Raw genomic sequence first — 14,463 nt, 5'->3', positions numbered from 1 at the left:
TAAATTTTTTTTACTAGCACATACACATACATAAAATAGAACTGGTATTGTTTTTTGCAATTAATTTTGAAATGCTACTCTGCAGCCGACTTGTCTTTTTGACAAGGATTCTTTTAAGTGGTTTCATAAGGTTGGTTTTAATTAGTTTGTGTTTATTTTTGGCAAATATATATAAATTCTACATAATTACTAGACTTTAAAATATATTTTTTTATTTTTCTACTAATGAGGCTATTGTAATCCCCTGCATTGCTTGTAAAGTTTTGTCTCTAATAAGCATTAAACCGTGTCTTAAGTGGCATTCTGACTCCGTTTTGCAATCAGAACAAGGTTCGTAAAAGTTTAAAGAAGCACACGGCAAAAGCGCAATTGCTCCATCAAAAAGACGATGAATTTCGGCTAATGTAATATCGTTTTTGGATTTTATAAGATAATAACCACCGTATTTTCCTTGTTTACTACTCACAAAATGCCCTCTTTTTAGATCAAGTAAAATTTGTTCTAAAAACTTTTTAGGAATATTGGCGCCCTCAGCAATTTCTATAGTTTTAGAAATGTGATTTTCGTCTTGCTCCGCTAAATAAAGTAATGCTTTAAGAGCATATTTGGCTTTATGTGATAACATTATTATAAATTATGATTTGCAAATATATTATAAGTTTTTAAACTGTGATAGGTAATTGGGACTGAAAAACGAAAACTACCAGCTTCCTCCAGAACCTCCACCAGAGAATCCTCCTCCGCCAAAGCCTCCACCAAAACCGCCGCCTCCGCCAGATGATCCACCACCAAAACCGCCAAAACCACCACCGCCACTTCGGCCAAGATTGCTTAAAATGATTACGTCGAGTAGGCTAGGGCCTCCACCGCCACTATTTCCGGAGTTTCCGCCACCACCTTTATTTCTTGACATAAGAAATATGATAACACCTACAATAATAATGAACATGATGAAAGGGAAATTTTGTCCTTCGTCTTGTTTACGGCTTCCTTTATATTTTCCTTTAAAAACGTCAAAAAGAGCATCGGCGCCTTTGTCAAGACCTTTGTAGTAACTTCCTGCTTTAAATTCAGGGATAATAATATTTCGGGTAATTTCACCACCAATACCAGCAGTTAATTTGTCTTCAAGACCATAACCAGGTGATATCCATATTTTTCTTTCGGCTTTAGCCAATAAAATAAGAACTCCGTTATCATTTTTTGCAGTTCCGCCAATTCCCCATTCTTGCCCCCATTTTGGAGTTAATATACCAATGTCTTCACCTTTAAGGCTTTCGATGGTAATTACAACAATTTGAGTAGTAGTAGAATCTGAGTAACGAATTAGTTTTTCTTCTAACTGTGCTTTTTCTGTAGGGCTTAAAACATTTGCATAATCGTAAACAGAAGTCTGAAATTTTGGTTTTTCAGGAATTGTAAATTGAGCAAAACCTATTTGGGTAAAGAACAGACAAACGATTAATTTTAGGAAAATCGAGGTATTTAGTTTGGGTGTAATCATTATCCTTTAGATATTTCGTTTGATAATTCGTTAGTATTGTCAGCAGACCAAGGGAAATATTTTTTTAATTGTTCACCTGCTACCAAGATACCGTCAATAAGTCCTTGTTTAAAATTTTGTTGTTTGAATTGTGCTGCCATTGCTTCTTTGGTAGAATCCCAAAAATCAGGATGCACAACGTCATTTATTCCTTTGTCTCCGCAAATAACAAACTTATGGTCGTCTACAGCAACATAAACTAAAACACCGTTTTGAAGATGTGTTTCGTCCATTTTTAATTCATGAAAAACTTCCAAAGCCCTATCAAAATGGGCTTTAGAAGTTGATTTTTCTATATGAACTCTAATCTCGCCAGAAGTATTTTTTTCGGCCACACGAATAGCTTCAACAATTGCTTCTTCTTCTTCCTTGGTTAAAAAATCTTCTACTTTTGACATTGAAATTAGTTTTTAGATGAATAATAATGATTTTTAAATTTAGTATTTCTACAATCAAAAATCGTTTATCAATTTTTTTAGAATTTTACTTCTACAGGTTTATCAGCTCCAGCAACAGCTTCAAAATATGGTTTTTCTTTATAATCTAAGAACCATTTGTTAGGAATTGATAATATGTAACCATTGTATTCCTGAACAGCTTCATTAAAACGAGTTCTTGCAGTAAGAATTTGATTTTCTGTACTAGCTAATTCGTCTTGTAACTTTAAGAAATTTTCATTCGCTTTTAGAGTTGGGTATTGCTCAACCGAAACTAATAATCTAGATAAAGATGAAGATACACCGCTTTGTGCTTGGTTAAATTGAGCCAATTGTTCTGGAGTAACATTACTTGGGTCTATTGTTACCGCAGTTGCTTTTGCACGAGCCTCGATAACAGCAGTCAATGTAGATTTTTCAAAATCAGCAGCACCTTTTACCGTATTCACTAAGTTTCCGATAAGGTCGTTACGACGTTGGTAAGCTGTGTTTACATTTCCCCATTCTTTGTTTACTGCCTGGTTATATTTTAAACCAGTATTTTTAATTCCAATTGACCAAAAAGCTATAATAGCGATTAGTACAACAATAATTCCTACAGGGATTAACCATTTTTTCATATTTGCTTTAATTTAAGTTTATTGATTTGTTTTTACAATTCGTTTTTAATTTCAGTCAATTGTGTTTTTATCGTCTCTAATTTACGTATTATTTCGAATTTATCTAATGTTTTCTTTTGGCCTTCCTTCAGGTGAATTTTGGCGCCTTCCAGCGTAAAACCGCGTTCTTTAACTAAGTGGAAAATTAATTGTAAATTTTTCACATCCTCAGGTGTAAACATTCTATTACCCTTAGCGTTTTTTTTGGGTTTAAGAATATCAAATTCTCCATCCCAAAAGCGTATCAAAGAAGCATTCACATGAAATGCTTTGGCGATTTCGCCAATACTATAATATCGTTTATCAGGTTGTAATTCTATATGCATTTTAATCTAATGATTGATTTTCTTGGTTTGCTAATTGCGAAATGGCAACATATTCCACCGCCGAAATATTTCCGTAATAAAAATTAAGAGGGTTTACTACTTTTCCATCTTTATGAACTTCGTAATGGCAATGAGGTCCTTCGGATCTTCCGGTGCTACCTACATAACCTATAACGTCACCACGTTTTACTTTTTGACCAGGTCGGCAGTTGTATTTGCTTAAATGGGCATACAAAGTTTCATAACCAAAACCGTGCCTAATTACGACATGATTTCCAAAACCAGAGGCATTACTGTCGGCTCTATCTATTACACCATCACCAGTGGCATAAACAGGAGTTCCTGTTTTGGCCGTAAAATCCATACCCTCATGCATCTTACGTACTTTGGTAAATGGATCTGTTCTATAACCAAAACCAGAAACCATACGTTTTAAATTTTCGTTCTGTACTGGCTGAATGGCAGGAATTGCCGATAATAAATCTTCTTTGGCACTAGCCAGTTTCAAAATTTCGTCTAATGATCTTGATTGTATTGCTAATTGTTTAGAAAGAACATCGATTCTTTTGGTGGTTTTAATTACCAATTGCGAATTATTGTAGCCTTCTAAAGCTTTATATCTTTCGATTCTCGAAAAACCAGCTTTTCGTATTGAATCTGGAATTTCTTTTTTGTTAAAATAAACTCGGTATAAATTATTGTCACGTTCCTCAAGACTCTCAACAACAGCATCAATCTGATCCATTTTTTTATTTAAAATCGAATAATTCAACTTTAAATTCTCAATTTCACGAGTTTGTAACCGGTCTTTTGGAGTTTCAAAGTAAGGAGTGTTCAATAAAATAACAAAACCTAAAAAACCAAACAACGTCGAAGCAACTAAAAACAAGACAATAAAGCCAAATTTAGTCCTTTTTTTAGTTTTTATTTTTCGGTAGGCCAAATTTTCCGAATCGTAATAATATTTTACTTTCGCCATATTTTAAAATACCCTATTTTTGCACACTGTAAAAATGTTAGTGGAACAAATTTAATAAATGTTTCAGTTGTTCCGCCCTTTTTTCAATAATAAAAAAATAATTAGTCAATTAGATAACGGGATAATTAGATAATTAATTATAAAAAAATTATCACATTTTTAATTGACACATTTTCAAATTGGCACATTTTCAAATTTAAATATGAAATCACAAGACGTACGCAAGCAATTTTTAGACTTTTTTCAGAGCAAAGGGCATTTAATTGTTCCATCTGCTCCAATTGTTCTTAAAGACGACCCAACCCTTATGTTCAATAACTCGGGAATGGCCCAGTTTAAAGAATATTTTTTAGGGAATGGAACGCCAAAAAGTCCTAGAATAGCCGACACGCAAAAATGTCTTCGTGTTTCAGGAAAACACAACGATTTAGAAGATGTAGGTTTTGATACGTATCACCATACGATGTTTGAAATGCTTGGAAACTGGTCTTTTGGAGATTATTTCAAAAAAGAAGCAATTAACTGGGCATGGGAATTATTGACTGAAGTTTATAAAATTCCAAAAGAAAATCTGTATGTTTCTGTTTTTGAAGGAAGCAAAGAAGATAATGTTCCTTTTGATCAGGAAGCTTGGGATATCTGGAAAACTCTTGTTGCTGAAGACCGAATTATTCTTGGAAATAAAAAGGATAATTTTTGGGAAATGGGTGATCAGGGACCTTGTGGGCCATGTTCGGAAATTCATGTTGATTTACGTACAGAGGAAGAAAAAGCATTGAAACCTGGAAGAGAAGAAGTAAATAATGACCATCCGCAAGTGGTAGAAATCTGGAATAATGTATTCATGGAATTCAACCGTAAAGCCGATGGATCTCTTGAGAAACTTCCTGCACAGCACGTTGATACTGGAATGGGATTTGAGCGTTTATGTATGGCATTACAAGGAAAAACGTCTAATTATGATACTGATGTTTTTACACCACTTATTGAAAAAGTAGAACAAATTACAGGTTTTAAATATACTTCTGATGAAGTTAAAAATATAAGTGAAGAACAAAACAAAACTAATATTGCTATTCGTGTAGTAGTAGATCACGTTCGTGCTGTTGCATTTGCAATTGCCGATGGACAATTGCCATCTAACACAGGAGCAGGATATGTAATACGCAGAATATTGCGTCGTGCTATTCGTTATGGATTTACATTTTTAGATACCAAAGAGCCTTTTATTTATAAGCTGGTAGATACACTAAGCACACAAATGGGAGTTCCGTTTCCAGAAATTAAATTGCAAAAAGAACTTTGTGCAAATGTAATTCGTGAAGAAGAAAATTCATTCTTACGTACACTGGATCAGGGATTGGTATTACTAGATAATATTATTGCAAATAACACTGATAAAGTTGTTTCGGGTAAAAAAGCATTCGAATTATATGATACGTATGGTTTTCCAATCGATTTAACAGCTTTGATACTTTCAGAAAAAGGATTAAAATTAGACGAAGCAGGTTTCGAATCAGAATTACAAAAACAAAAAGAGCGTTCTCGTGCAGCTTCGAAAGTAAAAGCGGGAGATTGGCAAATTTTGATTGATGATGAAGATGAAGAATTCATAGGATACGACCGTACCGAAGCAATGGTAAAGATTACTCGTTACCGTAAAGTCGAAAGTGCTAAAGATGGAGAAATCTATCAAATCGTATTTAATATGACACCTTTTTATCCAGAAGGTGGGGGACAAGTAGGAGATAAAGGATATTTTGAAGCTAGTAACGGAGATGTAATTTACATAATTGATACTAAGAAAGAGAATAATGTAATTATACATTTTGCTAAAGAAATTCCGAATAATCTAACAGAGACTTTTAAAGCTTTTGTAGATGTAAGCACAAGAAAAAGCTCTGCTTCAAACCACTCTGCTACGCACTTAATGCATCAGGCATTACGTTCTATTTTAGGAACGCACGTAGAGCAAAAAGGATCATTGGTAAGTCCGAAACATTTAAGATTTGACTTTTCTCATTTCTCAAAAGTAACCGATGAAGAATTGCAACAAGTTGAGGATTTTGTAAATGCAAGAATCCAGGAGCAATTGCCTTTAATAGAAAGAAGAAGTGTACCATTTGAGCAAGCAGTTCAAGAAGGAGCAATGGCTTTGTTTGGTGAAAAATATGGAGATCATGTACGTGCTATTAAATTTGGTGATAGTATGGAATTATGTGGAGGAATTCACGTAAACAATACAGCTGATATTTGGTATTTCAAGATAGTGAGCGAAGGTGCAGTTGCATCAGGAATTCGTCGTATCGAAGCAATAACTTCGGGAGCTGTAAAAGAATATTTTGCAAATCAAGCAGAGAAATTAAAAGAGATTAATGCAGTTTTAAAAAATGCACAAGATCCTATAAAAGCTGTTGTTTCATTGCAAGATGAAAATGCTAAACTTAAAAAACAGTTAGAAGTTTTATTAAAAGATAAAGCCAAAAACATGAAAGGAGATTTGGCTAAAGAATTACAAGAAATTAATGGTGTGCAATTCTTAGCAAAACAAGTCGATTTATCTCCAGAAGGAGCTAAAGATTTGGTTTATGAACTAGGTAATTCTTACACAAATTTATTTGTAGTATTGGCTACAGCCGAAGAAGGAAAACCAATGTTAACGTGTTATATCTCTAAAGAATTAGTTGCTGATAAAAAACTAAACGCTGGACAAGTAGTTCGTGAGTTAGGGAAATATATCCAAGGTGGAGGAGGAGGACAACCTTTCTTCGCGACTGCAGGAGGAAAAAATGCAGATGGAATTCCAGAAGCTTTAGCGAAAGCTATTGATTATGTGAAATAAAAAATCGCTTAGAATCTCAGATACTAAGTGTCTTAGGATATTATATTAAAAATAAAGACCCAAATAGCAATTTATATTGTTTTATTTGGGTTTTTTATTACAAAAAAATGAATTTTTATTAGGTTTTTAAGAGCTTAGTCTTTTATATTTACACTCTAATTGTTAATCTATAACCTATTAAAAAATGAAAATAAAATTACTTTACTTATTTAGTGCTTTATTAATGCTAGCTTCTTGTTCTAATGACGAAACTAGAGAAGATAATAATGATAATGGCGTTATTGTTATTACTCCGGAGAGTTCTGTTTTGTTACAAAAAACCATAGATAAAGATGAGGATGGTTCGACTAGAACAACTGTTTATATTTATAATGGGAATAAGATAGTTAGTCAATTATATAATAATACCAAAGAAGGTATTTACTATACATATACTGGAGATTTAATTACTAAAATGGAATTTAAACTTGCAGACGGTACTGTAGAACAAGTAAACTCGTATGAGTATGATCCTAAAGGAAAGTTGCTTACTTTTAGAAGAATAGATCCAGTAGAAAATCTTGGTAATAAAGAAGTTTATAGATATGACGCAGATGGTTCGATTTCTGTAACAGAGTATATTGGAGATAGTAAAACTCAAACACAGACTAATGCAACAAGTAAAATCACTTTTCTTAACGGAGAAGTAGCTGAAATTGTAAGTACAAATTCGCCAAATCATAAATATACTTATGATACCAAAAACAACCCTGAAAAGAACATTTTAGGAATGGACAAAATTGCTTTTGTTGATGGAGAGGCTGATGGAACTTTGCACAACACACTTACAGATACATCTGGAGATAAACTTTCGTCTAGTTATAGCTATACTTATAATGTAGGGAATTATCCTGCTACAAGTGTAGAAACTTCTTCTGAGGGAAAAGTTACTACACAGTATTTCTACAATGAATTAAAATAATAGCGTTTAAGATTCATTCTTAAAAAAAAAACAGAAAAAGTCAGATACGATAAATATTGCATCTGATTTTTTTATAAAGTAAAATTATTTGTTATCCAGTAATATTAAGATGAGAAAAACATTCAAGTTAATTTGTCTTAAAGTGTTACTTATAAAACATGTCGCAAGGGGGTCGGTTGATGAAAATGATTCTTTTTGCATTTAATTATTCTAAATGAAAATATATTATGAAAACAAAAATATTTTATTTCTTGATTGCCTCTTTATTTGTATTAAGTTCTTGTTCTGGTGATACTGACGGAAGAGATATTGAGCCAATAAAAGATATCAAAACTGAACCAAAAAAGGAAGATCAAGTTTTGTTGAGAAAAATGATTCAAACTCACGAAGATGGTACTGTCGACATATTGAACTATAAATATGACGGAAATAAAATCATTAGTGCTATTGATTCAAATGAGGAAGGTGGAGTATATTGGATTTATAATCAGGATTTAATTACAAAAATGATAATTAAACTTGCTGATGAAACTATACTTCAGGAAAATACATATACATATGATGCTAATAAAAAATTAAGTATTTTTTTAAGAGTTGATCCTGAATTAAAAGAAGGTTATAAAGAAGTCTATACTTATAATGCAGATAATACTATTACAGTTAAAGCATATTCGGGAGATGATAAAAGCCAAACTGTTTTTCAAGGGACTTCAGTCATAACTATTATAGGAGGAGAGGTTAGTAAAATTGATTCAAATTATTCGCCTAGTTTTGTTTATACATATGATACCAAATATAACCCGCATAGAAACATTCTAGGTTTGGATAAAACCTCTTTTGCAGATGGAGAAGCTTCAGGGAATGTACATAATATTATTTCTCAAAAGGTTGGGGATGGAGTTACTAAAACTTCAAAAATTACATACAATGCAGATGGTTATCCAGCGAAATCTTTTGATAATTTTGAAGATGCAGGAACTACTACGGAGTACTTTTATTAGTTGATTTATAAAAATTAAAAGCCCAATATCTTTTTTAATAGATATTGGGCTTTTTTTATGGAGTAAAATGATTTGTTGTTTATATATCTTAAAATGATATTTATAAGACGTATCGCAGGAGGTTAGTTAAATAAAAAGGTTTCTTTTTGTAGTTAATCATTTTAAAAAACCAATATTATGAAAACTAAATTTTTTTATTTTCTGGTAAGTTCTTTACTAGTATTAAGTTCATGTTCTAACGATATCGAAACTAAACCAACTACGCCAGTTAAAACAATATTGCCTAAAACGATAACTTATAAAATGGCTTCTTATGATTATAGTGGTGGTGGGACTACTGGTGTTATTACGGGCTATAATAATCAAACAAATAAAATTACTTATGATGGTAATAAAATTGTAAGCGCTGAATGTTTTGTTTATAATCATACAATGAAAACAGTCTTTACTTATACTGGAAGTCTGATAACAAAAACAGAAGGTTATGTAGATAATAGTTTAATTAGTAGGGTTTCATATGCATATGAAAATGGTAAATTAAAAGAAGTGGTTCTTTCATCACCAAATAATGATCTAATTACCGATTTTTATGTAAAAAATGTGTACACTCATAATACAGATGGAACAATTTCTAGCAGAATGTACCGTCATGATAATCCAACAGTACCAGAGGATGGAGAACAAATTCTAACTTTTAAAAATGGTAATCTTGTTAAGAAAACAACGAAGTATCTAGAAGATAATAGTTATTATAAATATACTTACGAATATAAATATGATACTCAAAACAATCCTTTAAAAAATATTTTAGGACTTAATTTGATAATGTTTGATATGGGAGGAATATATAATGGTCATGATATGTCTCACGGAGATTTTGGAATCAATGATTTTGGTATTAATAACGTTATTGAAAAAATCACCTATGTATCAGATAAAGAAAAAACAACGAAGTATGTAGAGGGATTAACATACCAATATGATGAAAATGGATATCCTGTAGAGAAAAAAGGGGATGAATATGTAGATGAAATTATTTATACCTATTAATGCAGAATTGTTTGTATTAAAAAAGCTCAATATCTTTTTAATAGATATTGGGCTTTTTTTATGGACTATTTTCTTTCACCAATTTGCTGACGCCACATGGCATAGTATAATCCTTTTTCGAGTACTAAATCATCGTGTTTTCCTTGTTCGATAATTTTTCCTTGTTCCAGAACAAATATTTTATCAGCGTGCATTACCGTAGATAATCGATGTGCGATTAAAACTGTAATCCTGTTTTTGTCGGATATATTTCTAATTGTAGTATTAATTTCTTCTTCGGTAATAGAGTCTAATGCAGAAGTTGCTTCATCAAAAATCAATAAATTCGGATTTCTTAAAATGGCACGAGCAATAGACAAACGTTGTTTTTCTCCACCCGAAACTTTAATTCCTCCTTCGCCAATTGTTGTGTTTAAACCATCTTCGGCACGATGTAATAGTGTCTCGCAACTGGCTCTTTTTAAAGCATCGTATAAATCCTCATCAGTAGCAGATGGTCTTACAAATAGTAAATTCTCACGGATTGTTCCTGAGAATAATTGAGCATCTTGGGTTACAAAACCTAATTGCTTTCTTAAATCTAATAAATCAATTTCGGTAGAATCGATGTCATTATAAAATACTTTACCCTCGGCAGGAGTATATAAACCGACTAATAATTTAACTAAAGTAGTTTTTCCAGAACCAGATGGTCCCACAAAAGCTACGGTTTGTCCTTGCTTAATATCAAAGTTAATATTCTCTACAGCTTTATATTTAGCCGTTTTGTGTTGGAAACTTACATTCGAGAAAAATAAAGATCTAATAGCGCCCACGTGTTTAGGATTCTTTGGGCGAAATTCTTTAGGAGCACTTAATAAGGTTTTAAAGTTTTCCATTGAAACTTTTGTTTCATTTAGCGCAATTATAAAATTACCTAATTCTTGTAAAGGACCAAAAATGAAAAAAGTAAAGAATACCATAGTAAGTAAATCACCCACAATTATTTTTTGTCCAAACAAGAAATAATATAGAGTAAACACTACACAGGTTCTTAAAAAGTGAACTGTTGTGCCTTGAATAAAACTTAAGCTTCTTATAAAACGAATTTTTTGCAGTTCCAGTTGCAAGATTTTAAACGTATTTAAATTCAAACGCTTTTCTTCCTGGTATGTTAATCCAAGACTTTTTACAAGTTCGATATTTCTTAAACTTTCGGTAGTAGAACCAGCTAATGCATTGGTTTGGTTTACAATTTTGCGAGAAACAATTTTTATCTTCTTGCCTAAGTACGAGCTTACTAAAGCAATGATTGGAGCAGTAACTAAAAATATTAACGAGATACGGTAATCAATTCTAGCAACATAAACAATTACAAATATGAATCCGATAACAGTTTGAAAAATTAAAGAAATAGATAGTGTAATTAATTTTTCGGAATCAGAACGTACTTTGGTTAATTTACTTAATGTTTCCCCACTACGTTGGTCTTCAAATTCTGCAAAAGGTAAGTCGAGTGATTTTTTAATACCATCAGTATACATTTGAGCGCCGGTACGCTGGATGACTACATTGGTGAAATAATCCTGAAAGTTTTTGGTAATTCTGGAAATCATCGCCGCACCAAGCGAAAGACCTAGCCAAAAGGCTACAGATTTAATAAAACCGATTTCATTTCCTTTGTATTTAGCTAATCCAACACCGCAGTCTTGCATTAATTTACCAGTAATAACAGAATCGGATAAACTGAAACAGATGTTTATAGACGCCATAATCAAGGCTAGAAACAACAGCATTTTATGTTTGATTATATAAGAATATAGTAATTTCATTTGAGAATTTTAATTTATAGGAGATGCAAAAGTAGTAAATAGATTGGCTTAGTAATTCTGATTATTGTATTAAGTTTTTAAATGTATCTCGCAAAGTCGCAGAGTCGCAAAGTTTAAAATTGCCTTTTTTTTGTTGTCTTTTTATCATTTTTGAAAAGCAATTAGCTAAATCAAAGACTTATTATAATTTTCATCAGTAGATTAAAGTTTAAAGATTGCTTTGCGACTCTGCGACTTTGCGAGATTTTTGTTTGATATGCTTAAAATGTAAGTTTTTACTTTAATTTAGTAAAAAAAATAAAAATGACAGAAAATGAAATTTCAAGTATTGTAGTTGATACTTGTTATAGGATACATGTAAAGTTAGGGCCAGGTCTATTAGAGTCTGTTTATGAGGCTATTTTGTATTTTGAATTAACCAAAAGAGGATTAAAAGTAGAAAGACAGAAACCATTACCCGTTATTTGGGATGAAGTAAAATTAGATATAGGATTTAGAGCTGATTTAATAGTTGAAAATAAGGTAATTTTAGAAATAAAATCGATTGAACAAATTTCAAATGTTCATCCTAAACAAGTTTTAACTTACCTCAGAATAACAAAAATGAAGTTAGGATTGCTGATTAATTTTAATGTACCAATTATTAAATTAGGTATTACAAGAGTTGTTAGTAATCTTTAATTTTTAGTCTGGATAAAAAATGATGATTTTCAGAGCATAAATTTTATTGATGAGATCTTAATTGTTTTTATCTATTGCATCTTACTACAAATAGTATTGGGGATCTTTAATGAAAATAAAATCTCATCAATAAGTTGTGCCTTAAAATGATATTTTTAAACCTTTTTTTGTGACCTAATTACAGTTAAAATCTTTCTTTTTGTTGCTTATTATCATGTCGACATTATGGGAAAAAAATTACACTATTTTTTAGTTGCTTCTTTGTTAATACTGACTTCGTGTTCTAAAAACAATGCTGAACAAGGAGATGGGAATATAAAATTGCCTAAAGCCAAATATTATAAATACATTGATTTTCCTTCAGATAATTATGAATCCACTTATAGGTATAATGGTAACAAAATCGAAAGTATTCTGGATGATAATGGATCAAAAACAGTTTTTACCTATACTGGAGATTTAATTACGAAAAAAGAAGATTTTTCTAATAAGAAGCTATTGGTTTATTGTACTTTGTATGAATATGAAAATAATAAACTAAAAGAAGCTGTTCATATATTTAATAATCAGAAGTTCTTAAAAAAGTATACTTATAATAAGGATAAAACAGTAAGCTATAGCGTACATCTTTATAATGATAAATCGAATACTACAACAGAAATTGCTACCGGAATATTTACATTAGAGAATGGCAATATTATAAAACAGGTAGATAAAGAGAGTAAAGATTATGGTAGTGCCGATATTGTAGCTTTTAAGTATGATACAAATAACAGCCCACTTAAAAATGTTATAGGAATTGGTTTGTTGTTAGATGTCGACTATTCTATTAATAATATTATTGAAACTACACATACCATATCTTCACAGGATTTGGCGATGCATATAACTTCTTTTCGAAATTCAATAACGCCCTATAAATCTACAAATACAGCTACTTACACTTACGATTCCGAAGGGTATGTACTAACAAAAGCATTTTATAATGATGGAAAGTTAGGATACAGATTATCATACACCTATTAAAAAAGCGGAATGTCATTGCATCGTGCTTTCGTATTTATAAAAAATAGACGAAATTTACACGAAACAACGATTATGCAATTCAGAACCCAAATTCCTATTTCGCAAAGTAACAATCCTATCGATTATAATTCTAGAGTATTGTCCTTTGGTTCTTGTTTTGCAGTAAATATGGCAGAGAAACTGGATTATTTTAAATTCGATAATAGTTGTAATCCTTTTGGAATTTTGTTTCATCCGTTGGCGATTGAAAAATTGATAAACTTTGCAGTTTCACAAAAGACATTTACCGAGAACGATGTGTTTTTTCATAACGAACGATGGCATTCGTTTGATGTACATTCAGATTTGAGCAACACAAATAAAGAAGATTTAATTAATAATCTGAATGAGATTATTAAAAAATTGTACCAACAATTAACTGAATCTACTCACATCATTATTACCTACGGAACTTCTTGGATTTATAGAAATATAGAAAGTAATGAGATTGTGGCTAATTGCCATAAAGTGACACAAAAGCAATTTATAAAAGAGCTTTTATCTGTAGATATAATAAAAGATAGTATTGAGAAAACAATAGATTTAATCACTTCGATAAATCCTGAAGCAAAGATTATTTTTACCGTTTCGCCAGTACGCCATATAAAAGATGGTTTTGTGGAGAATCAATGGAGTAAATCTAACTTAATTTCTTCGTTGCATGATACCCTGAATACTGAATACTATAAACTGCAAACTAAATATTTTCCTTCGTACGAAATCATGATGGACGAACTTCGTGACTATCGTTTTTATACCGAAGATATGTTACATGCTAATCAAGTTGCTATCGATTATATTTGGGAGAAATTCAGTGAAAATTATATTTCTAAAGAAGGGATTCTTATCATGAAAGAGGTATCCGAAATACAAAAAGGGCTTTCCCATCGAAGCTTCAATCCTGATTCTGAACAGCATCGTACTTTCTTATCAAAACTAAGTGATAAAATAAAAAAGATAGAACAGAAATGGCCTCATATTAAGTTTTAAATCCGTTCTTTGTTTTGAAGTTAAAGTAGAAATATACTTACAATAGTCCTTAATTTTAAAATAAGTTTGGATAATTATGTAAAGTATTGAGGTATATTTTTTACAATTTTGTAAATTG

Annotated in this window: 14 protein-coding genes; 7 read left to right on the top strand and 7 right to left on the bottom strand. The window is 31.3% G+C overall.

Annotated features, from left to right (window positions below; translation table 11 throughout):
- Positions 1 to 211: 211 nt before the first annotated feature.
- The 6 genes from AC3IPI_RS00565 to AC3IPI_RS00540 form a co-directional block, all read right to left on the bottom strand.
- Entirely contained in the window at positions 212 to 625 is a 414-nt protein-coding gene (locus AC3IPI_RS00565) for an RrF2 family transcriptional regulator (protein WP_035619335.1), read from the bottom strand.
- Positions 626 to 700: 75 nt separating this feature from the next.
- Positions 701 to 1,504, bottom strand: a complete 804-nt coding sequence (locus AC3IPI_RS00560; protein WP_039111446.1) for a TPM domain-containing protein — start codon at positions 1,502 to 1,504, stop codon at positions 701 to 703.
- The gene (locus AC3IPI_RS00555; protein ID WP_039117528.1) at positions 1,504 to 1,941 is read right to left on the bottom strand and encodes a TPM domain-containing protein; all 438 of its coding nucleotides are present in this window, start codon (positions 1,939 to 1,941) and stop codon (positions 1,504 to 1,506) included. Before AC3IPI_RS00555 ends, AC3IPI_RS00560 begins: the two co-directional genes overlap by 1 nt.
- Positions 1,942 to 2,018: 77 nt before the next feature.
- Complete coding sequence (locus tag AC3IPI_RS00550) at positions 2,019 to 2,600, bottom strand: LemA family protein (protein WP_035619329.1); 582 nt, start codon at positions 2,598 to 2,600, stop codon at positions 2,019 to 2,021.
- A 32-nt stretch (positions 2,601 to 2,632) separates the two neighbouring features.
- Positions 2,633 to 2,965, bottom strand: coding sequence for a MerR family transcriptional regulator (locus AC3IPI_RS00545; RefSeq protein ID WP_035619327.1), 333 nt, complete (start codon positions 2,963 to 2,965; stop codon positions 2,633 to 2,635).
- Position 2,966: 1 nt separating this feature from the next.
- Positions 2,967 to 3,944: a M23 family metallopeptidase gene (locus tag AC3IPI_RS00540; RefSeq protein WP_039111443.1), complete on the bottom strand. Its 978-nt coding sequence runs from the start codon at positions 3,942 to 3,944 to the stop codon at positions 2,967 to 2,969.
- A gap of 202 nt (positions 3,945 to 4,146) precedes the next feature.
- On the opposite strand from AC3IPI_RS00540, the gene alaS reads away from it, so the two are divergent.
- From alaS to AC3IPI_RS00520, 4 genes are all read left to right on the top strand, one after another.
- On the top strand, positions 4,147 to 6,786 hold the full coding sequence (gene alaS, locus AC3IPI_RS00535) for an alanine--tRNA ligase (protein ID WP_086894165.1): 2,640 nt from the start codon (positions 4,147 to 4,149) through the stop codon (positions 6,784 to 6,786).
- A gap of 184 nt (positions 6,787 to 6,970) precedes the next feature.
- Positions 6,971 to 7,747, top strand: a complete 777-nt coding sequence (locus AC3IPI_RS00530; protein ID WP_409417290.1) for a hypothetical protein — start codon at positions 6,971 to 6,973, stop codon at positions 7,745 to 7,747.
- Between the two features lie 227 nt (positions 7,748 to 7,974).
- Positions 7,975 to 8,748, top strand: coding sequence for a hypothetical protein (locus AC3IPI_RS00525; protein WP_039117531.1), 774 nt, complete (start codon positions 7,975 to 7,977; stop codon positions 8,746 to 8,748).
- 177 nt (positions 8,749 to 8,925) lie between these two features.
- Entirely contained in the window at positions 8,926 to 9,798 is an 873-nt protein-coding gene (locus AC3IPI_RS00520) for a hypothetical protein (protein ID WP_489156434.1), read from the top strand.
- Positions 9,799 to 9,863: 65 nt separating this feature from the next.
- On the opposite strand, the gene AC3IPI_RS00515 is transcribed toward AC3IPI_RS00520, so the two are convergent.
- Entirely contained in the window at positions 9,864 to 11,609 is a 1,746-nt protein-coding gene (locus AC3IPI_RS00515) for an ABC transporter ATP-binding protein (protein ID WP_489156432.1), read from the bottom strand.
- Between the two features lie 303 nt (positions 11,610 to 11,912).
- On the opposite strand from AC3IPI_RS00515, the gene AC3IPI_RS00510 reads away from it, so the two are divergent.
- The 3 genes from AC3IPI_RS00510 to AC3IPI_RS00500 all read left to right on the top strand — a co-directional run bounded on the left by AC3IPI_RS00510 (position 11,913) and on the right by AC3IPI_RS00500 (position 14,345).
- Positions 11,913 to 12,290, top strand: coding sequence for a GxxExxY protein (locus AC3IPI_RS00510; protein WP_039111437.1), 378 nt, complete (start codon positions 11,913 to 11,915; stop codon positions 12,288 to 12,290).
- A gap of 225 nt (positions 12,291 to 12,515) precedes the next feature.
- The gene (locus AC3IPI_RS00505; protein ID WP_489156430.1) at positions 12,516 to 13,316 is read left to right on the top strand and encodes a hypothetical protein; all 801 of its coding nucleotides are present in this window, start codon (positions 12,516 to 12,518) and stop codon (positions 13,314 to 13,316) included.
- A 72-nt stretch (positions 13,317 to 13,388) separates the two neighbouring features.
- Positions 13,389 to 14,345, top strand: coding sequence for a GSCFA domain-containing protein (locus tag AC3IPI_RS00500; RefSeq protein ID WP_489159255.1), 957 nt, complete (start codon positions 13,389 to 13,391; stop codon positions 14,343 to 14,345).
- Positions 14,346 to 14,463: the final 118 nt, after the last annotated feature.

Source organism: Flavobacterium sp. GL_143, assembly GCF_057834355.1.
This window is presented reverse-complemented; position numbering and strand designations above follow the sequence as displayed.